Consider the following 19,991-nt stretch of genomic DNA (forward strand, 5'->3'; position numbering starts at 1 on the left):
TCCTCTCTCTAGCCTGCGGCGAGGGCGTCCGCGCCCGCCGCGATCTCGATGATCTCGCCCGTGATCTGGGCCTGCCGCGCCTTGTTCATCTGGAGCGTCAAACTCTTGGCGAGGTCGTTGGCGTTGTCGGTTGCGTTCTTCATGGCCGTCATGCGCGCCCCGTGCTCGCCCGCCGCCCCTTCGAGCAGCGCCTGCCACACCATCGTCTCCACGTAGCGCGGCACGAGCTTCTTGAGCACCGTCTCGGGGTCGGGCACGTACTCCATGTAGGCGAGGTTGTCGTCGCGCTCCTCGTCCTCGCCGTTCTCCTCTTCCTCGGCGACCGGGATCAGGCGCTTGAGCACCGGACGCTGGGAGAGGGCGCTCTCGAAGCGGTTGTAGATCAGGTAGATCTCGTCGGCCTTCTCGTCCTCGAAGAGCCCGGTCAGGGCCCGCCCGATCTCGCGCGCCTGCTCGTAGGTAGGGCTGTCGGTGTAGCCGGTGTACACGTGGTCGAGCTCGACGTTGCGGAACCGGAAGAAGGCGACGGACTTGCGCCCGCTTGCGACCTGCCCGAGCTCCGCCTCCCGCCCCTTTTCGGCCCGAAACTGTGCCGTGCGTCGTAGAACTTGCGCGTTGAAGCCGCCGGCGAGCCCCCGGTCGGCGGTAAGGGTGGCGACGACGATGCGGCGGACCTCCCTGCCGGCGAGCAGCGGGCTGTCCCCGCTCGCGCTGCGGGCGACGTCGCGCATCATCTGCTCGACATTGTCCGCGTAGGGACGGGCCTTCTTCACACGCGCCTCGGCCTTGCGGAACTTCACCGCGGAGACCGTCTGAAGAGCCTCCGTGACCTTGGCTATGTTCTTGACCGAGCCAATCTGCCGTTTGAGATCCCGGAGGCTAGCCAAACCCTAGCTCCCCTCGTCCTCGGAGTCGTCCGACCCGTCGCCCGAAGAGCCGTTCGCGCTCGCGTCGACGATGCTGCTCGTCTGGGGCTCATAGTTCTCGTTGAAACGCTTGGTCGCCTCTTCGAGACCCTCGCGCGTCTCGTCGGTGACCTGCTGCTCGTCGCGGATGGACTGCAGGATCTCGGCGTGGCTGTCGCGCAGGTAGTCGCGGTACTGGCCCTCCCAGTCCGGGACGTCGTTCGAGTCCACGTCGTCGAGGTAGCCGTTGGCGGCGGCGAAGATCACGGCGACCTGCTCCTCCACCGGTATCGGCTCGCGCTCGTCCTGCTTGAGCATGGCCGTGAGGCGCTCGCCGCGGTTGAGGGTCTGCTGGGTCGCCCGGTCGAGGTCGCTCCCGAACTGGGCAAAGCTCGCCAGCTCCTGGTACTGATTCAGGTCGAGGCGCAGGGTCCCGGCGACGCTCTTCATTGCCTTGATCTGGGCCGAAGAACCAACCCGGCTCACCGAGTTGCCCGTGTCGATGGCGGGCCGCTGGCCCGCGTTGAACAGGTCGGAGTCCAGGAAGATCTGGCCGTCCGTGATCGAGATGACGTTGGTCGGGATGTACGCCGAGATGTCCCCCGCTTTGGTCTCGATGACCGGCAGCGCCGTAAGCGAACCTCCACCCGCGTCGTCCGAGAGCTTGGCCGCCCGCTCCAGGAGGCGCGAGTGCAGGTAGAACACGTCCCCCGGGTACGCCTCGCGGCCCGGCGGGCGCCTCAAGAGCAACATCATCTGCCGGTAGGCGACGGCGTGCTTGGAGAGGTCGTCGTAGATCACCAGCGCGTCCTCGCCCCGGTTCATGAAGTACTCGCCGATGGCGCATCCCGCGTACGGGGCCAAATACTGCAGCGTCGCCGACTGGGAAGCGGAGGCGTTGACGACCGTGGTGTAGTCCATGGCGCCCGCCTCTTCGAGCGAGGCGACGATGCCGGCGACCGTCGAGTCCTTCTGGCCGACGGCGACGTAGATGCACTTCACGTCCTGGTCGGCCTGGTTGATGATGGTGTCGACCAGAATCGAGGTCTTGCCCGTCTTGCGGTCCCCGATCACCAGCTCCCGCTGCCCGCGGCCTATCGGGATCATCGAGTCTATCGCCTTCACGCCGGTCTGTAGCGGCTGCTTGACCGGCTGGCGCTTGATGATGCCGGGCGCCACGACCTCGACCGGGACCTGCTCCTCGGCCTCGATCTCGCCCTTCCCGTCCATCGGACGGCCGAGCGCGTCTATGACCCGTCCCAAGACACCCTGGCCGACGGGCACGCTCGCCAGGCGCTCCGTGCGCCGGACCGTGTTGCCCTCCTGGATGTGGGTGTCGTCGCCGGCGATGATGACGCCGACGTTGTCCTCTTCCAGGTTGAGGGCGAGGCCCGTGATCTTGTTCCCGCGGGCATCCTCGAACTCGAGCATCTCCTGGTACATGACGTTGGTCAGGCCGTGGACGCGCGCGATGCCGTCCCCCACCTCCAGGACCTGCCCTACCTCCTCGGTGCGGACCCGGTTCTCGTAATCGGTAATAGCGCCTTTGAGTATGGAGGAGATCTCCTCCGGCCTGAGCCTACCCACTAAACAACACTCCTCTCGAGCATGCCCTCCCGGAGGCTCTCTAGCCGCCCCCGTATGCTTCCATCCATCATCTGTCCGCCGAACCGGAAGACCGCGCCGCCCAACAGATGCGGGTCGACCCGCGTCTCCAGGATGACCTCCCGGCCCTCCAACACCTTGCCCAGCCTCTCCCTCAGGTTGTTCATCGCGTCGTCCGAAAGCTCGACGGCGGTGGTTACCTCCACCTCGACGCGGCCCATGTGCTCCTTGACGAGGTCCTCGTAGCGCCGCGTGACGTCCTCGAAGATCCCCTCCCGCCCGTTGTCCACGAGCACCTTGAGGAAGTTGCGGGTGGAGAGCTGCATACCCTCCGTGAGCGCGTCTATGGCCCGGCGCTTCTCGCGTTCTGGGACCTGCCCGCCGTAGAAGAAGAGCCTGAGCTCCTCGCTACCTTCCAGCGCCTCGGAGAACTCGTTCATGTTCTCGAGGACCTGCTCCAGCTCTTCGCGTTCGCGGGCGGCCTCGAAGAGGGCTTCGGCGTAGGTGGAGGCGGCGCTCAAGCGGTGCTTCTCCCGTTGCCCGTCGAAGAAGCGGCGACCTCGGCTTCGAGGTCGTCGAGGGCCTGGGCGACGAGGCGCTCGTGCTCGTCGTGGTCGACCGTTCGGCCGAGGACCTGCTCAGAGGCCTGGATCACCATCCCGGCGACCTCGCTGCGGACCTCGCGTATGGCGCTCTCGCGCTCGCGGCCGATCTCGTCGCGGGCCCTTTGTATGATCTTGTCGCCCTCCTCGCGGGCCTCCCTCTTCGTCCGCTCGCGCTGGGCGTCGGCCTGCTTGCGGGCGTCTTCCAGGATGCGGCGGCCCTCGCCGCGGGCCTCCTCGATCTGGCGCCGGTACTCGGCCAGGAGTTCCCTGGCCTCCTCGCGCGTCTTCTGGGCCTCGTCGATGGCGCCCTCGATCTCCTTCTGGCGCCTGTCGATCTGCTCCCGGATCGGCGGGTAGACGTAGCGTATGACCAGCACCAGCAAGATCGCGAAAGTGACGATCTCCCAGAAGAGCAGGCTCGTCTTGATCAGGTCAAAGATGCCCGTTGGGTCAAGCATGTGTTCTCCTTACCTAGCCTCGGGCGCCCCGGCCATTAAGCCGGAAGGATCCCGAGCCCGATGAGCAGGGCGAAGGCGAGGCCGAAGAGCGCCTGCGCCTCGACCAGGCCGATGCCGACGAACAGCCACGTCCTCGAAAGCTCGAACGCCTCCGGCTGGCGGTGGATCGACGCGATGGTCTGCCCGAACAGGTAGCCCATCCCGATTCCCGAACCGATCACCGCGGTTCCAGCGGCCACTCCGAACCCTATTGCTTCCATGTTACCTCTCCTCTCTGTTTGTTTTCTTCCTCATCCTGCCGCCGCTAGTGTTCCGTGCGGTACAGGGCGATCTCGATATAAACCTGCGTCAGGATAGCGAAAATGTAGGCCTGCAACACGGCGACGAAGATTTCGAAAGCATACAGCACTATCGCCATCGGAACGGAGACGGCGGCCATGAAGGTTCCGAAGTACAGGATAAAGCTCAGAAAGATGAAGATGAGCAGGTGCCCGGCCAGGATGTTGGCGTAGAGCCGCATGGCGAGCGTCAGCGGCTTGGACAGCTCAGAAATCCACTCGATCACGAACATGAACGGTACGAAGACGATCTTTAGCGGCAGCCCCGGCGGCACGAACGCCGCGACATACCCGCCGAGCCCGTTGCGCCGGATGCCGACGTACTGGGTGATGATGAACGTAAGCAGCGCCAACGCCAGCGTGAACGTGATGCTGGCGGTGACGGGGTAACTGTTCGGGACGAGACCTATAAGGTTGAGCACGAGCAGGAAGACGAAGAGCGTGAGGGTGTATGGGAAGAACTTTCTGCCCTCCTCGCCCATCTGCCCGCCGAGGCTGTTCCGGCCGAAGCCGTAGATCTCCTCGACCAGCACCTGATACGCCCCCGGACGGTTCTTGAGCAACCTGCTCCCGACGAACATGATGAGGAACGTGACCGCGGCCCCGATCCACAAGAACACCACGGCCTTGGTTATGGAGATGTCGATCCCGAAGAGCGACAGCTCGACGAACACGTGCTGCCCCGCCTCGAAGGTGTGGATGATCTCCTTCCGCACCTCTTCCGCGCTTACCTGCGCCAACGTGAGCGTATTGCTCAAACCTCTGTCCTCCGTTCTACTCCCCCGTGCCCGGATCGGACAGCGGAATTCTCGCCGGCCATCTTAGCGGGCGCGCCCACCAAAAGCACGACGTTCTCTATCACGTAAACCCCCGCGAACCCGCAAAGCAGCGGCACCGCGGGCAATGAACCGAGGTATATCGGGACCCCGAGTGCCACCGCCGCAAACGCGAGCCGCCCGAAGTACACGGCGAGCCCGAGCACTATCCTGTCCCCCGAAAGCCCCCCGCCAAGCAGCGCGGCCGTCACGGCTATGGACGTGAAACACACCACGCCGACGCCGACGCCATACAGGTAAGCACCCGCGTGTAATCCACCGAAGTAGTACCAGATCGTCCCGGTTGCGAAAAGCGAGAGCACACCCGCCACTGCCGCCCCCCCGGCGGCCAATCGCCAGTGTGTACTCAACCGCCTCCCACCTGCTTCAAGGCCGTGAAGAGGTAGTAAAGCGCCGCCCCGAAACCGACCAGCATCCCAAGCAGCAAGAAGAGCGGCAACGTCCCAACCAGCCAGTCCAGCCCGTACCCGCCCGCCGTGAAGACCGCGATGATGAACATGAAAGCGAACCCGATATGGAAGAAGCGGGCGTAGTTTTGGTTCGAGTCGTTCCGTTGGGAATCGGTGTTCGGCATCGCCGGAATCATACCCTACGGCCGAAATCGTTGCAAAGAGTTTCAAGCTTTCCGGCACGCGCCCGCCCCCACACCCTTCACCCTCGCCATCGGGACCCGGAAAGGCGAGGAAATCCGCGGTTCCGTCGTCCCATCATCCATCCCAGTCACCCCGATCTCCCTCCAAAACCTGAAGTTGTAACAACATGATACTCCCTTATTGACATTGCGTCAATAGACACTGTGTCAATAAGGGAGTAGATTGTCCATCGTGAGAGGAGAAGGCGAAAGACGGGGCGGGGTTCAGAGAAGGCGGAGGAGTCCCGAGGAGGCCGAGCGGGCCATCCTGGCGGCGGCGAGGTCTTTTCTGTCCGAGCGCCCTTTTCGGGAGATGAAGGTGGAGGACGTCATGGCGCGCACGGGGTTGTCGCGGCCGGCGTTCTACGCGTACTTCAAGGACCGTTACGAGTTGGTGACGCGGCTGTTGGAAGGCATCGGCGGGTTGTTGTTCGCGGTAGACCGGCGGTGGCTGGTCGGCGATCCGGGCGTGGGACGGGAAGAGTCGCGCGAGATCCTGCGGGACGCGTTACGGGGAGGAGCGGAGACCTTCGGGCGTTACGGGCCGGTGTTGCGGGCCATCTCGGAGGCGGCGAGTTACGACGGGCGGGTCGAAGAGATGTACAGGTTCGGGTTGATCCAACGCCTCACCGAGGCGGTCGCGGCCAGGATCTCGCGCGACGTCGAGGCGGGCATCTCGCCGGAGGGCCTCGTCCCGGAGGAGACCGCCAGGGCGCTGGTGCTCATGACCGAGCGGTACCTGATCGACGCTTATGGGCGGCCTTCGGACCGGGACCGCGTCCCCGACGCCACGGTCATCAGGACGCTGGAGACGATCTGGCTCAGCACGCTCTACGGTCCGGAGATGACGCGGCCGTGATGACGAAGATCCGCCTTTCGTCCGGACAAACCCTCGCCCCACTCGAGGGCGGATTGCCGTGAGCCACTACCTTTTCGTCGCCGGTTTTTGCCTGCTGCTGGTCCACGAGATGGACGCGGTACGGCTCGAAGAGTGGAAGATCTTCCCGCTCCTCTGCGGGATGCGGGAGGAGTCGGGTTACGTCACGTTCGCCGCCCTGCACGTCCCTATCTACGCGCTCTTGTTGCTAGGGCTTCTCACAGCGGCTTGCGTAAGGATTGATCCTTCCACAAGCCGGGCTTCAGGCTACAGGTTTCAGGCATCAGGAAGGATTTAGTGGACGGACGGTGGTCGCCAACCGGGGACCTTCGGACGAGGTGGATCAATACTCATGAACTCCGCTATCAGAGATGACGGCGCGAACGATGCCTTGATCCTCGGGCTCGACGCGTTCTTCGTAGTCCACGTCGTCCTACACATGGTCTTTCGCAACCACCCGGAGAACCGGTCCGGGTCGCCCTTTTCGTGGGCCCTCATTTTGGGCGCCGGTGCCTGCGGAACGGCCGATCTGCTCGTCTCACTCGCCATTTGGAGCGGGTTTCGGAAGTTAAAACTTCCGAAACCCGCGCCATCAGCTATCAGGCCGCTCCGGCTTCGCCTCCGCTTTCAGCGGTCGGCTTCTTGCTCCTGTTGATTGGCTGAAAGCTGATGGCTGACCGCTAATAGCTTTCCACGTTGTGGTTCCCCCTATTGGTCGGCGCCTGCCCAAGCCAGGGCGTCCTCCAACCGGTCGTTGCCCCAGAAGAGCTCGCCGCCAACCACGAAGCTCGGCGCCCCGAAGATACCGAGTTCCGAGGCCCTTCGAGTTTGCTCGCGCAGGCGTTGCCTGTTGGCGGGAGCATGGGCTTCATCGAAGATGCGCGCGCCCGGCAACCCCAGCGAGTCGAGTATCGAACGGACCTCGTCGGCCTCCCCGATCTCGCGGTCATCGGCGAAGTTGGCCCGGAAGACCGCCCGCGCGAAGTCGGGAAGCCAGGGTTCCTTCGTCTTCCCCGCGAAGCAGGCGACCCTGGCGGCGGCCACGCCGCTGCGGGGGAAGCGCGAGGGCCTCGCGAACGGTATGCCGTATTTCGAGCACAGGCGCTCCATGTCCCGCCACATGTAGCGGCCCTTTGCGGGATAGACGTTGAACGGCGAGTCGTCCCACCCCTGCTCAGCGAAGATGGGGCCCAGTAGAAACGGCTCCCAGACGACCGGCACGCCTGCGCGGGCGGCTGCCGCCCCGATCCTGGCGGCAGAAACGTACGAGTACGTGCTACCGAACTCGAACCAGAAGTTCAGCTCAACCGCGTCCACGCATCCCCCGACGGGCTCGGACTTCGCTGTCCCGCTAGGACGTGGTCCGGGACTCGAACCTGACCATCCGCAAACCGCCCTCCGCGGCGAGTTCCATCGCGAGTGGGTCGGGGTATCCGCCGGCGTAGCGGACCTCCTCGATGCCGGCGTTCATGATCATCTTCACGCACATCAGGCAGGGCTGGTGGGTGCAGTAGATGGAGGCTCCGGTCACGGAGACGCCGTGGTATGCGGCCTGGATGATGGCGTTCTGCTCGGCGTGGAGGGTGCGCTGGCAGCTCTCGCGGCCGTCCACGATGCGGATGAGGCACCCGACGTCGTCGCAGTGGGGCATTCCGGACGGGGAGCCGTTGTAGCCGGTGGTGAGGATGCGTTTGTCGCGCACGATCACGGCGCCCACGGCGAGCCGCGGGCACGTCGAACGGGTCGCCACCTCATGCGAGATCCTCATGAAGTACTCGTCCCACGACGGACGCGCCCTCTTCAGCGCCTCGTGCTCGTGGGAGGTGTCCACCCGCGGGTCCCTAAAGCGTTCCATAAAGCCTGTCCCCCGCGTCGCCGAGACCGGGAACTATAAAGGAGCGTTCGTCGAGTTCCGGGTCCACGGCCGCGGCGTAGAAGTTGACGTCCGGGTGCTCGCGGGTCACGCGTTCGACGCCCGGTTCGGCGGCGACGGCGTGGAGGCAGGAAATCCAGGCCGCCCCCTCCTCCTTGAGCTTGTCGATGGTCGCCGACAGGCTGCCGCCCGTGGCGAGCATCGGGTCGAGGACGAGGACCAGGTAGTCCTCAAGGTTTCTCGGCAGGTTGACGTAGTACTCGACGGGAAGCGCCGTCTCCTCGTCGCGCCGGAGGCCCATGAAGCCGACGGTCGCGCGCGGCAGCAGGGCCAGGGCGCCGTCGAGCATCCCGAGGCCCGCGCGCAGTACCGGCACGAGGCACACGGGGCCGGAGATCTGCTCGACCTCCGTCTCGACGAGCGGGGTCCTGATCCTCTCCGGGCGGGTCGGCATCCTCCTCGTCGCCTCCGCGACCATTATGAGGGCGAGCTCGCGCATCGCCTGCCTGAAGTCCGTCGTGGGCGTCCGCTCGTCGCGCAGGACGGCGAGCTTGTGGCGGCTTAGAGGACCGTCTACGACGAAGAGGTTCTTGGCTTCACTCATAGAGCGGGAAGGCGTCGGTGAGCTGCGCGACCCGGTCGCGGAGGCCGTCCGTCTCGCCGCGGGCGGTGGCGCAGACTACGGCCGAGATCTCGCGCATCTCATCGGGCCCCATCCCCCGCGTGGTCATGGCGGGGGTCCCGAGCCTGATGCCGCTCGTTACGGTCGGGGGCTCCGGGTCGTTGGGGACCATGTTCTTGTTGCACGTGACCCCAACGGCCTCCAGCGACTGCTCGAGCTCGTGCCCGTTGACCCCGGCGTCCCGGAGGTCCACCAGCACCAGGTGGTTGTCCGTGCCGCCGGAGACGAGGTTCAGGCCGCCTTCGAGGAGGCCCTCCGCCAGCGCGCGGGCGTTCTCGACGACGCGGGCAGAATATTCTTTGAACTCCGGCTGAAGGGCCTCGCCGAAGGCGACGGCCTTGCCGGCGACCGCGTGCATCAGGGGGCCGCCCTGCATTCCCGGGAAGACGCGGCTGTTCACCTTTTTGGCGAACTCTTCGCGGCACAGGATCATGCCTCCCCTCGCGCCCCTCAAGGTCTTGTGCGTGGTCGTGGTGACTATCTCGCAGTGCGGCACGGGAGAAGGGTGGACGCCGGCCGCCACGAGCCCCGCGATGTGGGCCATGTCCGTCAGGAAGTAGGCGCCCACCTCGTCTGCGATGGCGCGGAACTTCTCGAAATCTATGATCCGCGGGTAGGCGCTGGCGCCGGCGAGGACCATTTTGGGCCTCTCCCTGAGCGCGATCTGACGCACCTCGTCGTAGTCTATGTAGCCGTCCTCGCCCACGCCGTAGTGGGAAAAGTCGTAGGTCCTGCCGCTGAAGTTGATCTTCATCCCGTGCGTCAGGTGCCCCCCGTGCGCGAGGTCCATAGAAAGGACCTTGTCGCCGGGATCTATCAGGGCCGCGTAGGCCGCCTCGTTGGCCTGGCTGCCGGAGTGGGGCTGCACGTTGGCGTGCTCGGCCCCGAAGAGCTCCTTCGCCCGCTCTATCGCGAGGACCTCGACCTTGTCGACCTGCTCGCAGCCGCCGTAGTAGCGCTTGCCGGGGTAGCCCTCCGCGTACTTGTTCGTGAGCACGGAACCCTGGGCCGCGAGCACGGCCGGGGAGGCAAAGTTCTCGCTCGCTATAAGCTCTATCGTCGTCCGCTGGCGTTCGAGTTCCCCGTCTAGCGCCTCCTGGACCTGCCGGTCCACGACCTCCGTGTAAGGTCCTGTCATGGTCTACCTCCGCTCGGGGTTGGGGACGTCGAACGCTTCTCGCGGGCTTCGTTCCCCCGGAGTATAGAGGCTGCCCGCTACGCCCTCAAACGGCCGCGGCGGGGCCCGGAGCAAACGGTGGGAACCCCAGGCCCGGCCGAAGAGAGGTTAGCCCGGGACGTAGGCGAACGTGTCGGGGTTCGGGCCGGTTCGGCCGTCCTCACCCCTGTCGAGCGCCGTGATGGCCCCCATGTCGTCGGGGTCGAGCTCGAAGTCGAAGAGCTCGAAGTTCTCCTTCATGCGCGAGGGCGTCACGGATTTCGGGAACACGATGTCGCCCCGCTGGACGTGCCAGCGCAAGACGGCCTGCGCGGGCGTCTTGTCGGCCTTCTCGGCGATCCGGGTGATGGTCGGGTCTTCGAGCACCCCGCCCTGCGCGATCGGGGACCACGCCTCCGTGGCGATCCCGTGCTCCCGACCGTAACCGCGCACCGCGTCGTTGGCAAGGTACGGGTGGACCTCTATCTGGTTCACTGCCGGCACGGTCTCGGTCTCGGCGGCCAGCCGCTCCAGGTGCTCGACCTGGAAGTTGGAGACGCCGATCGAGCGCGCCCGGCCGTCGCCCTTGAACTCCTCCAGGGTCTTCCAGGTAGAGACGTAGTCGCCGTCGTAGAGCGTCGGCAGGGGCCAGTGGATGAGGAACAGGTCCACGTAGTCGAAGCCGAGCTCCGAGAGCGTCCTGTCGAACGCCTCGCGGGCGTCACCGGGCTCGTGGAAGGAGTTGTTCAGCTTGCTGGTTACGAAGACGTCGCCACGGTCGAGGCCCGAGGCCCGGACAGCCTCACCGACTTCCTTCTCGTTGCCGTACATCTCGGCTGTATCGATGTGCCTGTAGCCGATATCGAGCGCCTCGCCGACCGCCCGCGCGGTGTCCTTCGGCTCGATCTGGAAGACCCCGAAACCGAGCTGCGGGATGGTGTTGCCGTCGTTGAGAGTGATGGTGGGAACAGGGTTCACGGTCGTCTAGCTCCTTTGTTGATGATATGTAGCTGTAAACCGAAACGACACAGATTACCCCCATCGGCCCGTCATCAAACGCGGCGGCTCCCGCCTGGGACCATCCAGTCACGCTAACCTGGCAGGCCGCTGATCGCCCCTCGAAGCGTCTCGTCGGTGAACCCCTCCGACGCGCGCAGGAGTCGAGCCCCGCCGCCCGTCAGGTCCACGACGGCCGACGCCTCGCCGCTTCCGGGGCTGCCTTGCAACACGAAATCTACGGCAGCGAGCACCCGCGCGTCCACATCGCCGAGAGAGCGCGGAGCCGGACCACCCGACGGGTTCGCGCTCGTCGCGTGGAGGGGCTCGCCATACGCGCGCAACACGTCAACCACGGCGCCGGCCGGGACCCGGACCCCCACGGCCCCCCCTCCGCGCCGGTCTAGCACCAGCGTGAGCGGGCCGGGCCAGTAACGTTCGGCGAGCGACCGGGCCAGCGGGGGCACGTTCGCCGCGAGCGAGAACGCCTCCCCGGCCGACCCGCAGAGCAGGGCGAGCGGTTTGCCGGGGTCGCTGCCCTTGATCTCGTTCAGCCGCCACGCCTCCGCCGCCACCAGCCCGACCACGGTCTCGGTCGGCGCCAGGACCACCCCGCCGTCACGCAGAACCCGCGCCGCCTCCCCGGCCGAACCCGTCTTCACCCTTCCCACCTCAAGAGCGCCACCCGCGGCGTCCCCGCGAGGTCTTCGCGTAAACCCAGCGGCACGAAACCCGCGTCCCCACCAAGCTCCAGAACGGCTTTTCCCTGCCCGTCCCCCACCTCCAGCACCACGTCAGCACCGTTTCTTAGCAGCGGCGGCGCCTCATCGAAGATGCGCCGGTAGAAGAGAAGGCCGTCCGGCCCGCCATCGAGGGCCACACCGGGGTCCCATTCCCGCACCTCGGGGGCGAGCTCCTCGATGCCGCCCGCCTCGACGTAGGGCGGGTTGGAGACGAGGAGGTCCACCCCGTCCTGCAAGAATTCGAGCCCGTCGAAGAGGTCCGCGCGGTGGAAACTGACGGAGGCGCCGTTTTGATCGGCGTTCCTTCTGGCCGCCTCCAGAGCCTGCGCCGAGAGGTCGGTGGCGTATACGGTCGTCCGCGGCCTCTCCTGAGCTATGGAGATCGCGATGGCGCCGGTGCCCGTGCCGACGTCGAGGACGGCGCCGGCCCCGCCGCGGCCATCGAGGCATTCGAGGGCGACATCCACCACGCTCTCGGTGTCGGGGCGTGGGATCAGGGTCTCTTCGTTCAGTTGGAGTACGAGGTTTCGGAAGTACGCGCGCCCGAGTATCCGCTGAACGGGCTCCCGGTTGGCGCGGCGTTCGATCCAGGCCGCGTAAAGCCGCGCCTGCTCGTCTGTAAGCGGCGGGTCGTGAAAAGGGATCTCACCACGCCGGACGCCGAGTAGCTCAGAGAGCAGAACCTCGGCGGAAGCCCCGGGCTCGGGGACGCCGGCCCGCCGGAGTTCCAGAGCTGCTTCGCGCGAGGCGTCCCTGGCACGGAGGCCGGTCGGCATGGTTCAGCCGGGCGTTCCGGCGGCCTCGGCGGCGAGCTTCTCGGAGCGCTCCTTGGCTGCCAAAGCCCGGGTGAACTCCTCGAGATCCCCGCCCAGGGTGGCCTCCAGGTTGTGGGAGGTTACGCCGACGCGGTGGTCCGTGATGCGCCCCTGCGGGAAGTTGTAGGTTCGGACCTTCGCCGAGCGGTCTCCCGTGCCGACCTGCGCCTGGCGGAGGGCGCCCTCCTGCTGGGCCCGCTCCTGCATCTCCCGTTCGAGCAGACGGCTCTTCAGGATCTTCATCGCCTGCTCCTTGTTCTGGAGCTGGCTCTTCTCGTTCTGGCACGTCACGACGAGCCCCGTGGGCTTGTGCGTGATCCGCACCGCCGAGTCCGTCGTGTTCACGCTCTGGCCGCCGGGCCCGCTGGAGCGGTAGACGTCTATCTCGAGGTCGCCCGAGTTGATCTGAACGTCCACGTCCTCGGCCTCGGGAAGAACCGCCACCGTCGCCGTGGACGTGTGTATTCGTCCCTGGCTCTCGGTCTTGGGGACGCGCTGGACCCGGTGCGTGCCGCCCTCGTGCTTGAAGACGGAGAAGGCCCCGTCGCCCTGGACCTCGAGGGAGACCTCCCGGTAGCCACCGACTTCGGCGGGGCTTGAGGAGAGGGTGTCGTGCTTAAAGCGCAGACGCTCGGCGTAGCGGGAGTACATCTCCATAAGCTCGCCCGCGAAGAGGGCCGCCTCGTCGCCGCCGGCGCCGGCCCGGATCTCGATGATCACGTCCTTATCGTCGTTCGGGTCGCGGTCGATGAGCTCCGTCCGGATCTTCTCGGAGAGCTCCGCTATCTTCTCCTCCGCCTCCCGCGCCTCGGCCGCGTAGAACTCCCGCTCCTCGGCGTCCTCGGCCTGCGGAACCAGCTCCCTGGCCTCCCGCTCGGCCTCGACGGCGTCGAGCAGCTCCTGGCTCATCTCGGCCCCGCGGCGCATCTTCGAGTGCTCCTTGGCGACCTCGGCGTAGTGGCGCTGGTCGTTGAAGATGTTCGGGTCGGAGAGCTCTTTGGTCAGCGCCTCGTAGCGGCCGAGGGTCTCCTCGGCCAGCTTGACGACTTGACCGTCCATCAGATCACCAGCTTGTTCGTCGCCTCGTTCGGCTCTATCTTCGACTGTTCTTCCATCGAAAGCACCTTCTTCAAAGACGCCATCGCCACCTCGACCATGTCGTCCGATGGCTCACGCGTCGTAAGCTTCTGCATCTGCAGCCCCGGCCAGACCAGTATCTTCACCAGCGGGCTCTTCTCGTTGCGCGCGCTCCACATGATGAACTCGAAGGCGATACCCGCCACGAGCGGGATGACCACCACCCGGCTCGCGATCATGTAGAGCCAGCCCTCCACGCCGAGCAGGGAGAACGCCAGGATCGAGAGGACGAGCACGTACAAGACGAAGCTCGTGCCGCAGCGGACGTGGCTCGTGTCGTACTTGTGCGAGTTTTCGGGCACCAGTTCCTCGCCGTTCTCGTAGACCTTTATGGCCTTGTGCTCGGCGCCGTGGTAGGCGAAGAAGCGTTTTATGTCTTTGCTGATCCAGGTGATCCCGACGATGTACAGGATAAAGATCCCGATCCTGATAACGCCCTCGATCAGGTTGAAGACGACCGGGTTCTGAATGTTGGTCCCGAGCAGCGCCCCGAGGCCTTTGGTTCCGAAGACGGGCGCCACGAGGAACAGTCCGAACCCGAGCACGAGCGCGAAGAGCATGGTCCCCGCGATCTCCTTCTTCGAGAGCTCCTCTTCTTCCCCGAGCGCGATGTTCGTGGAGAGCGTCAACGCCTTCATCCCGAGCCAGAGCGTCTCCCCGAGGGAGAGCGCGCCCCGCACTATGGGAAGCCTGAACAGCTTGCTCTTGCGGGTGACGGAGCGGAAGGGTTCGGCCCGAAGCTCCACGTTGCCCTCGGGCGCGCGGACGGCCATCCCCCAGAAGTTGGGGGAGCGCATCAGCACGCCCTCCATTATGGCCTGGCCGCCGACCCTCAAAGGGCCTCCCTACTGATTGCTCTGGCGGGCCCTGCGACGGTTCTCGAACCGCTGCACCCGGCCGCCGGTGTCCACTATGCGCTGCTTGCCGGTGTAAAAGGGGTGGCTGGCGCTGGAGATGTCCAGCTCGACCAGCGGGTACTCGTTGCCGTCCTCCCAGGTGATCGTGCGGCTCGTCTCGATGGTCGAGCGGCTGAGGATCGAGAAGTCGGCGCTGTTGTCGCGGAAGACGACCGGCCTGTACTCCGGGTGGATACCTTTTTTCATGGCAGTTTCCTTTTCTCTTCTTCGTCTCTACGGTCCTACAGTTTAACCACGAAAAAGGGAGAGGTCCGAAAAACCCCGGACCCTCCCCTTGATGCCCCTAGCCGCGGACGCGCTGGATCTCGCGCAGGAACTCGGCGTTGGAGCGGGTCTCCTTGAGCTTCTGGATCAGAAGCTCTATCTTCTGCGCCCCGTCGAGGGCGTTGAGGATGCCCCGCACCTGCCAGACCCGCTGGGCCTCGGCCGGCTCCATGAGCAGCTCTTCCTTACGCGTAGAAGAGTCCTCGATGTTGATGGCCGGGTAGATCCTGCGGTTCGCCAGCCTGCGCTCCAGGTGGATCTCCATGTTGCCCGTGCCCTTGAACTCCTCGTAGATCACCTCGTCCATCCGGCTCCCGGTCTCGACGAGCGCGCTCGCGAGTATCGTCAAAGACCCGCCGTCCTCGATGTTCCGCGCGGCCCCGAAGAACCGCTTGGGCGGATACAGCGCCGCGGAGTCCACGCCACCGGACAGGATGCGTCCGCTAGCCGGGGCGGCCAGGTTGTAGGCCCTGGCGAGCCGGGTGATGGAGTCCAGGATCACGACGACGTCCTCGCCCTCCTCGACCAATCGCCTCACCCGCTCCAGCAGGAGCTCGGCCACGGCTATGTGGTTGTCGGCGGGCTGGTCGAAGGTAGAGGCGACGACGGTCGCCTCCTTGACGCTGCGCTGCCAGTCGGTTACCTCCTCGGGCCGCTCGTCGGCGAGCAGGACGAAAAGCTTCGCCTCCGGGTAGTTGGCGGCGATGGACTGGGCGATCTGCTTGAGGATCGTCGTCTTGCCGGCCTTGGGCGGGGAGACGATAAGCCCGCGCTGTCCCTTGCCTATCGGGGTGATGAGGTCCATGACGCGCGGGGCTATGTCGTTGGGCTTCCACTCCAGGCGCAGGCGCTCCTGCGGGAAGAGCGGGGTCAGGTCGTCGAAGTTCTGGCGGCGGCGTCCCTTCTGGGGCTCCTCGCCGTTTACCGTCTCGATGCGGACCATCGCCGGGTACTTCTCGCCCTCGCGCGCCGGCCGGATCTGGCCGACTACGTGGTCGCCGCGGCGGAGGTTGAAGCGCTTGATCTGGCTGGTCGAGACGTAGACGTCGCCCCTGCTCTGGCTGTACCCGCCGGTCCTGAGGAAACCGAACCCGTCGGGCAACACGTCGAGGATGCCGCTCTGGACGTTCTCCTCGCCGCCGCGCTTCTCCTGCTGGCCGTCCCGGCCCTGCTGCTGCTTCTGCTCGGGGCGCTTGCGGTCCTCCCGGCGCTCCTCGCGCCGGCCTTCCTGACGCTGCGGGCGTCGCTGCTCGGGGGCCGGCTGGGCCTCGTCGGCCGTCTCCTCGGCGGGGGCGAGGGGCGCCTGGGGCTCGGGGAGCGTGGCGGTGGCGGTGTTCCCGTTGCCGGCCGGCGCCTCTGCCACCTCGGGGGCGCCGCCGTTGGTCGTCTCCGTCGTTTGCTGGCCGGCCTGCTCGGTGGCGACCTGGTAGATCATCTCGGCGAGCTCGGGCTTGCGGTACTTGCGGTACTGCTTGATACCGAGCTGGGAGGCGATCTGGTGCAGATCACTCAGGCGCTTGCGCTCCAGGGTTGCTTTTTCGGTCATGCTGATGCTCCACCCTTCTTGTTTTGCGATGCGGGTACGGCTGTTGCGGAATCGGTGCTCGTCTTTTTCAAAGCTGGAATCCCTTGCGCCCGGCTACGGGCTCCAGGGCGTGAATGGTGTCCATAAATCTTACCACACTGGGCTCCGTGGACATCACCACCGTGTGCGTCCTCGCCCCGCCCCGGAAGTACCTGACCCCGTTCAGGATCTCGCCCGAGGTGATGCCCGTGGCGGCGAAGACCACGTCGTCTTCCCGGATCAGGTCGTCGAGGGTGAGCTTTTTCTCCGGGTCGTCGAAGCCGTACTCCCTGAGCTTGTCCACCTGCGAGCGCTGCGTCGGCCACATCCTCGCCTGCATCTCGCCGCCCAGGCACTTCATTATAGCCGCGGCCAGGATGCCTTCCGGTGCGCCGCCTATACCGACTATGGCGTGGACCTCGGCGCCCCTCATTCCTACCGCTATGGCCGGCGTCAGATCCCCTTCGGGCCGGATCTGGATTCTGGCCCCGGTCTCCCGGATCTCGCCGATCAGGTTCTCGTGCCTGTCGCGGTCGAGCACGGCGACCGTGGTCTCCTCGGGCCGGCGGCCGATCGCCTCCGCTACGGCCCTCACGTTCTCGGCGACGGGCGCGTCTATGTCTATGGCCCCCTTCGCCCCCGGCCCCACTATGAGCTTGCTCATGTACATGTCCGGCGTCCTCAGGATGCCGCCCCTCGGGGCCGCCGCGACGGCGGAGATCGAACCCTCCTGTCCCCGGATGAGCAACTGCAGCCCCTCCACGGGCTCGACCGCGAGGTCGACCGGCAAACCGCCGGCCCCCAGCACGTCGCCCACGTTCAGGGCCCCCGGCCCGCTCCGCGGGGCGCTGACCCTGCCCTTCTCGTCCAGGCGCTCCTCGCGCAGGCTCGCGACCTCGCCTTCGTTCGAGACGCCGCTCAAGCCCTCGCCGAAGGTCTCCATGGCGAGGGTGTAAGCGCCCTCCGGATCGCCGGAACCTTCGAGGCGGGCCACCTGCAAGGCCACCATCTCGGTAACGGCCGCGTACTCGACGGCCACGGATGCTATGGACCCCTGGCGGGGATCGACCTCTCTAATGGGTTCTCACCAGACCTCCCGTGCCGGCCAAGGTGTCCCGCCTAAAACGGGCGCCTTTGATGGCAGGATCTGCTCGGAAACGTCGCGGAGCGGCTCTTTACCTCTCGGGGATCGGAACCAGCGTATCGGACTTCAAAAGTATACACGGTCCTTTGCGGTAAGACCACCGGGGCCTTCCCATCATCCCACCGCCCCGCGCGCCAGCCGCAACAACTCCCCGTCGAGCCCCTCCCCGACGGGATCGTTGTCGCAGTACAGCACCGGCCTGCCCTCCTCCGCGCCGCGCCGGGTGATCACGTCGATGGCCGCCGCCTTTATTTCCGTGAGATACGCGTCGACGGGCGGCATGCCGTCGAGGTCCGCGGCGAGCCGCCTCCTGTCCGAGAGGTTGCCCGACGCGGCCGCCACCTCGCACCCGTACCGGGTCTCCAGGTGACGCGCGAGCTTGTTCAGCACGGATTCCGGGGCCGTCGAGACGTAGGCGAGGCGCAACCCCGAAACGTCGCCCACGGGCCTGGGCCTGAAGACCGTCGGAACGACGGGAAGGTCGGGCCGGATCTCCCGCACCCGCTCGATAAGGTCCCGCACCTTCTCCTCGCCCGCCATGGGCTCCTCGCTCATCGTCAAGAGCAGGAGGTCGGAGATCATGAGCCGGTAGGCGCCGAGGTAGCCCGCTACGTACTCGGGGTCCTGGTGGGCTCCCGCGACGAGTATCCTTGCGTCTACCCGGACCGGGGGCATCGCAGCGCCCGATCCGTCGAAGAGAGTAACGCCGGTCCGGAGGTCGTTGGCGATACCGGCTCCTTCTAGCACGTTGGAGACGAACGGCTCCCCGGCGAGCCCGCCGCCGCATCTGCGGCACCCGACGGTCGTAACCCGGCTCAGCGCCGCCGTCTCGTAGTAGTCGCTCGCCGCGTGCGCCCCCCGCTCCAGCGCTTCGAGAAGATAGGCGCTCCCGACCTCCAGCTTGTGGCCTTCGATCACCTCGGGCCGCGGCGGTCCCCCGCGCCCCATCGAGACCACCCCAGGATCGAAGCCCTCCCGCGCCAGAAGGCGCGCCAGATACCCGGAGACGGCGGTCTTCCCTACCCGCTTGCCCGTGCCGACCACGGCAAGAGAGGGTTTCGTCGATACGTCGCGCAGTTTCGGCGGCCTGAGCTCGAAGTCGCTGCCGACGTAGCGGGCGCCCTCCGCCAGGGAGAGGGAGGCTATCCGCATCCTTTCGCGGTAGCCGATGACGGGCTCGTCGGAGAGGTCCACCACGACGTCCACCGCGTGTTCGGAGAGCGCCCGGGCGACGGCGGAGACCGGATCGTCCCCGTGGACGAGGGGCAGGCCGTAGTCCGTGCCCTCTTTCAGCTTCTCCGTGCCGCCGAGAAAGGCCGCCGCCACACCCACAGCACCCATCGATCCTTCGACGCTGCGCATGGCATCCAACACGACGGGCGGGTAGTGCTCGCCGTCGATCAAAAAGAGCGCCCGCACGTAAGAGGCCGGGGCTTACTCGCCGAGGGCGACTTCGGGGTCGGCGCCGACGTCCGCGTCGATCCTGTCTTCGTAGCGGACGTACTCGTGGGTGACCGAGTCGAAGTCGACCGTCAGCTCCCGCTGCTTGAACGGGTACTTGCGAAAGACCTTCACCCGCCCGTCCTCGATCTCGATGATGTTGTAGCAGGGCCGCGTGTTGCCCCGCAGGCGCGTCGTGGAGGCCGTGCCGGCGTTGACTATAAAGAAGTCCTCAAGCTTCCAGGAGTAAGGGACGTGCTTGTGGCCCGAGAGGACCAGGTCGACGCCCACATCGTCCAGAAGTTCGAGCACGTCGCCCGCGTCGAAGATGATGTTCCGTTCGCGGCCGGTGCCGGGGATCGGGATGAGGTGGTGGTGGATCACGAAGATCTTGAGCCGGCCTTCCGCGTTCGCGAACGACTCGTGGATGAACCCGTAATGCTCCCGCCCAACCCGCCCATCGTTCAGATCGGGCTCGGACGAGTCTATGCCCACCATCACCGCGTTGTCGAACTCGATGCAGGAGTACCGCTCCCCGAAGAGCCGCTCGAAGTGCACGTACCCGACGTTGCGCGAGTCGTGGTTGCCCGGGATGACCATCACGTTCGGGCAGTCGAAGCGCTGGATGTACTCGGCCGCGATCTCGAACTCCTGCCTGTAACCCGCGTTCGTCAGGTCGCCAGAGACCACGACGGCCGCCGGTTCGAGGTCGTTTATCTCCAGGATCGAGCGCTCCAGAAGGTCCGGGATAAAATACGGGCTTCCGCAGTGGATGTCGCTGATCTGGCAGATCGTCAACCGGCCGCCTGTGCTCATGGTCTCCCCGTCGCTAGTATTTCCTGGTAACGCCCAAAAAAGTATACAGCTATCAGCAGCCAGCTATCAGCCACCTCGCGAAACTCGTCGCCCGACCTCGCGACCGCCAGTTCCACCAAGGACGGCGCCGGTCGCTGCCGACAACCGCCTCCCCCACACTAGCTGATAGCTGAGGGCTGACAGCTACTA

General features: G+C 66.0%; 25 protein-coding genes. 3 read left to right on the plus strand and 22 right to left on the minus strand.

Translation table 11 applies throughout. From position 1 onward, the window contains the following. Positions 1 to 8: 8 nt before the first annotated feature. Genes atpG through GBA63_RS11755 form a run of 8 tightly spaced genes read right to left on the minus strand, consistent with a single transcriptional unit; the run spans position 9 to position 5,321 of the window. Positions 9 to 887 carry an ATP synthase F1 subunit gamma gene (gene atpG, locus GBA63_RS11720; RefSeq protein ID WP_166176273.1) on the minus strand — a complete coding sequence of 293 codons (879 nt, stop codon included), beginning with the start codon at positions 885 to 887 and terminating at the stop codon, positions 9 to 11. A gap of 3 nt (positions 888 to 890) precedes the next feature. Then, complete coding sequence (atpA, locus tag GBA63_RS11725; RefSeq protein ID WP_166176275.1) at positions 891 to 2,492, minus strand: F0F1 ATP synthase subunit alpha; 1,602 nt, start codon at positions 2,490 to 2,492, stop codon at positions 891 to 893. Then, positions 2,492 to 3,031, minus strand: coding sequence for an ATP synthase F1 subunit delta (atpH, locus tag GBA63_RS11730; protein WP_166176277.1), 540 nt, complete (start codon positions 3,029 to 3,031; stop codon positions 2,492 to 2,494). The genes atpA and atpH overlap by 1 nt, the downstream gene beginning before the upstream one ends. Beyond that, positions 3,028 to 3,573 (minus strand): F0F1 ATP synthase subunit B, encoded by a 546-nt coding sequence (atpF, locus tag GBA63_RS11735; protein WP_166176279.1) that lies wholly within the window; start codon positions 3,571 to 3,573, stop codon positions 3,028 to 3,030. The genes atpH and atpF overlap by 4 nt, the downstream gene beginning before the upstream one ends. 35 nt (positions 3,574 to 3,608) lie before the next feature. Continuing rightward, positions 3,609 to 3,833 carry an ATP synthase F0 subunit C gene (gene atpE / locus GBA63_RS11740; protein ID WP_166176281.1) on the minus strand — a complete coding sequence of 75 codons (225 nt, stop codon included), beginning with the start codon at positions 3,831 to 3,833 and terminating at the stop codon, positions 3,609 to 3,611. A gap of 44 nt (positions 3,834 to 3,877) precedes the next feature. Further along, entirely contained in the window at positions 3,878 to 4,669 is a 792-nt protein-coding gene (gene atpB, locus GBA63_RS11745) for a F0F1 ATP synthase subunit A (protein WP_166176283.1), read from the minus strand. Further along, positions 4,666 to 5,058 (minus strand): hypothetical protein, encoded by a 393-nt coding sequence (locus tag GBA63_RS11750; protein ID WP_166176285.1) that lies wholly within the window; start codon positions 5,056 to 5,058, stop codon positions 4,666 to 4,668. The genes atpB and GBA63_RS11750 overlap by 4 nt, the downstream gene beginning before the upstream one ends. Before the next feature lie 35 nt (positions 5,059 to 5,093). Further along, positions 5,094 to 5,321, minus strand: a complete 228-nt coding sequence (locus GBA63_RS11755; RefSeq protein WP_166176287.1) for an AtpZ/AtpI family protein — start codon at positions 5,319 to 5,321, stop codon at positions 5,094 to 5,096. Between the two features lie 250 nt (positions 5,322 to 5,571). Between GBA63_RS11755 and GBA63_RS11760 the strand changes: the two genes are divergently transcribed. Genes GBA63_RS11760 through GBA63_RS24390 form a run of 3 tightly spaced genes read left to right on the plus strand, consistent with a single transcriptional unit; the run spans position 5,572 to position 6,910 of the window. Next, positions 5,572 to 6,237, plus strand: a complete 666-nt coding sequence (locus GBA63_RS11760; protein WP_166176289.1) for a TetR/AcrR family transcriptional regulator — start codon at positions 5,572 to 5,574, stop codon at positions 6,235 to 6,237. Between the two features lie 58 nt (positions 6,238 to 6,295). After that, positions 6,296 to 6,553: a DUF6713 family protein gene (locus tag GBA63_RS11765; RefSeq protein WP_166176291.1), complete on the plus strand. Its 258-nt coding sequence runs from the start codon at positions 6,296 to 6,298 to the stop codon at positions 6,551 to 6,553. Between the two features lie 54 nt (positions 6,554 to 6,607). Further along, a complete protein-coding gene (locus tag GBA63_RS24390; protein ID WP_407690817.1) occupies positions 6,608 to 6,910 on the plus strand; it encodes a DUF6713 family protein in 303 nt (100 codons plus the stop codon). 53 nt (positions 6,911 to 6,963) lie between these two features. Here GBA63_RS24390 and GBA63_RS11770 read toward each other — a convergent pair whose 3' ends face one another. The 14 genes from GBA63_RS11770 to GBA63_RS11835 form a co-directional block, all read right to left on the minus strand. Continuing rightward, positions 6,964 to 7,572 (minus strand): 2-hydroxychromene-2-carboxylate isomerase, encoded by a 609-nt coding sequence (locus GBA63_RS11770; protein ID WP_166176293.1) that lies wholly within the window; start codon positions 7,570 to 7,572, stop codon positions 6,964 to 6,966. A 34-nt stretch (positions 7,573 to 7,606) separates the two neighbouring features. After that, entirely contained in the window at positions 7,607 to 8,110 is a 504-nt protein-coding gene (locus GBA63_RS11775) for a deoxycytidylate deaminase (RefSeq protein WP_166176295.1), read from the minus strand. Continuing rightward, on the minus strand, positions 8,097 to 8,732 hold the full coding sequence (gene upp, locus GBA63_RS11780) for a uracil phosphoribosyltransferase (RefSeq protein WP_166176297.1): 636 nt from the start codon (positions 8,730 to 8,732) through the stop codon (positions 8,097 to 8,099). Before upp ends, GBA63_RS11775 begins: the two co-directional genes overlap by 14 nt. Further along, positions 8,725 to 9,948, minus strand: a complete 1,224-nt coding sequence (locus GBA63_RS11785; protein ID WP_166176299.1) for a serine hydroxymethyltransferase — start codon at positions 9,946 to 9,948, stop codon at positions 8,725 to 8,727. The genes upp and GBA63_RS11785 overlap by 8 nt, the downstream gene beginning before the upstream one ends. Positions 9,949 to 10,095: 147 nt before the next feature. Beyond that, positions 10,096 to 10,944 (minus strand): aldo/keto reductase, encoded by an 849-nt coding sequence (locus tag GBA63_RS11790; RefSeq protein WP_166176301.1) that lies wholly within the window; start codon positions 10,942 to 10,944, stop codon positions 10,096 to 10,098. A 113-nt stretch (positions 10,945 to 11,057) separates the two neighbouring features. Then, the gene (locus GBA63_RS11795) at positions 11,058 to 11,624 is read right to left on the minus strand and encodes an L-threonylcarbamoyladenylate synthase (protein ID WP_166176303.1); all 567 of its coding nucleotides are present in this window, start codon (positions 11,622 to 11,624) and stop codon (positions 11,058 to 11,060) included. Next, complete coding sequence (gene prmC, locus GBA63_RS11800) at positions 11,621 to 12,481, minus strand: peptide chain release factor N(5)-glutamine methyltransferase (protein ID WP_166176305.1); 861 nt, start codon at positions 12,479 to 12,481, stop codon at positions 11,621 to 11,623. Before prmC ends, GBA63_RS11795 begins: the two co-directional genes overlap by 4 nt. Before the next feature lie 3 nt (positions 12,482 to 12,484). Continuing rightward, entirely contained in the window at positions 12,485 to 13,579 is a 1,095-nt protein-coding gene (prfA, locus tag GBA63_RS11805; protein WP_166176307.1) for a peptide chain release factor 1, read from the minus strand. Beyond that, the gene (locus GBA63_RS11810) at positions 13,579 to 14,493 is read right to left on the minus strand and encodes a DUF1385 domain-containing protein (protein ID WP_207956734.1); all 915 of its coding nucleotides are present in this window, start codon (positions 14,491 to 14,493) and stop codon (positions 13,579 to 13,581) included. Before GBA63_RS11810 ends, prfA begins: the two co-directional genes overlap by 1 nt. Before the next feature lie 9 nt (positions 14,494 to 14,502). Beyond that, complete coding sequence (locus GBA63_RS11815; protein WP_166176309.1) at positions 14,503 to 14,760, minus strand: type B 50S ribosomal protein L31; 258 nt, start codon at positions 14,758 to 14,760, stop codon at positions 14,503 to 14,505. A 97-nt stretch (positions 14,761 to 14,857) separates the two neighbouring features. Further along, the gene (gene rho, locus GBA63_RS11820; RefSeq protein ID WP_166176311.1) at positions 14,858 to 16,384 is read right to left on the minus strand and encodes a transcription termination factor Rho; all 1,527 of its coding nucleotides are present in this window, start codon (positions 16,382 to 16,384) and stop codon (positions 14,858 to 14,860) included. A 67-nt stretch (positions 16,385 to 16,451) separates the two neighbouring features. After that, positions 16,452 to 17,441 (minus strand): fructose-bisphosphatase class II, encoded by a 990-nt coding sequence (locus GBA63_RS11825; RefSeq protein WP_207956735.1) that lies wholly within the window; start codon positions 17,439 to 17,441, stop codon positions 16,452 to 16,454. A 219-nt stretch (positions 17,442 to 17,660) separates the two neighbouring features. Further along, positions 17,661 to 18,950 (minus strand): 2,3-diphosphoglycerate synthetase, encoded by a 1,290-nt coding sequence (locus tag GBA63_RS11830; protein ID WP_166176313.1) that lies wholly within the window; start codon positions 18,948 to 18,950, stop codon positions 17,661 to 17,663. A 30-nt stretch (positions 18,951 to 18,980) separates the two neighbouring features. Continuing rightward, positions 18,981 to 19,802, minus strand: coding sequence for a metallophosphoesterase family protein (locus GBA63_RS11835; RefSeq protein WP_166176315.1), 822 nt, complete (start codon positions 19,800 to 19,802; stop codon positions 18,981 to 18,983). Positions 19,803 to 19,991: the final 189 nt, after the last annotated feature.

Origin of the sequence: Rubrobacter tropicus (genome assembly GCF_011492945.1) — a bacterium.
Lineage (GTDB): Bacteria > Actinomycetota > Rubrobacteria > Rubrobacterales > Rubrobacteraceae > Rubrobacter_D > Rubrobacter_D tropicus.

Bases quoted from the DNA above. Each gene is read 5' to 3' on its own strand.
- atpF (WP_166176279.1), bottom strand. From the start codon at position 3,573: ATGCTTGACCCAACGGGCATCTTTGACCTGATCAAGACGAGCCTGCTC.
- atpE (WP_166176281.1), bottom strand. From the start codon at position 3,833: ATGGAAGCAATAGGGTTCGGAGTGGCCGCTGGAACCGCGGTGATCGGT.
- GBA63_RS11755 (WP_166176287.1), bottom strand. From the start codon at position 5,321: ATGCCGAACACCGATTCCCAACGGAACGACTCGAACCAAAACTACGCC.
- GBA63_RS24390 (WP_407690817.1), top strand. From the start codon at position 6,608: ATGAACTCCGCTATCAGAGATGACGGCGCGAACGATGCCTTGATCCTC.
- GBA63_RS11775 (WP_166176295.1), bottom strand. From the start codon at position 8,110: ATGGAACGCTTTAGGGACCCGCGGGTGGACACCTCCCACGAGCACGAG.
- upp (WP_166176297.1), bottom strand. From the start codon at position 8,732: ATGAGTGAAGCCAAGAACCTCTTCGTCGTAGACGGTCCTCTAAGCCGC.
- GBA63_RS11785 (WP_166176299.1), bottom strand. From the start codon at position 9,948: ATGACAGGACCTTACACGGAGGTCGTGGACCGGCAGGTCCAGGAGGCG.
- prmC (WP_166176305.1), bottom strand. From the start codon at position 12,481: ATGCCGACCGGCCTCCGTGCCAGGGACGCCTCGCGCGAAGCAGCTCTG.
- prfA (WP_166176307.1), bottom strand. From the start codon at position 13,579: ATGGACGGTCAAGTCGTCAAGCTGGCCGAGGAGACCCTCGGCCGCTAC.
- GBA63_RS11815 (WP_166176309.1), bottom strand. From the start codon at position 14,760: ATGAAAAAAGGTATCCACCCGGAGTACAGGCCGGTCGTCTTCCGCGAC.
- rho (WP_166176311.1), bottom strand. From the start codon at position 16,384: ATGACCGAAAAAGCAACCCTGGAGCGCAAGCGCCTGAGTGATCTGCAC.
- GBA63_RS11835 (WP_166176315.1), bottom strand. From the start codon at position 19,802: ATGAGCACAGGCGGCCGGTTGACGATCTGCCAGATCAGCGACATCCAC.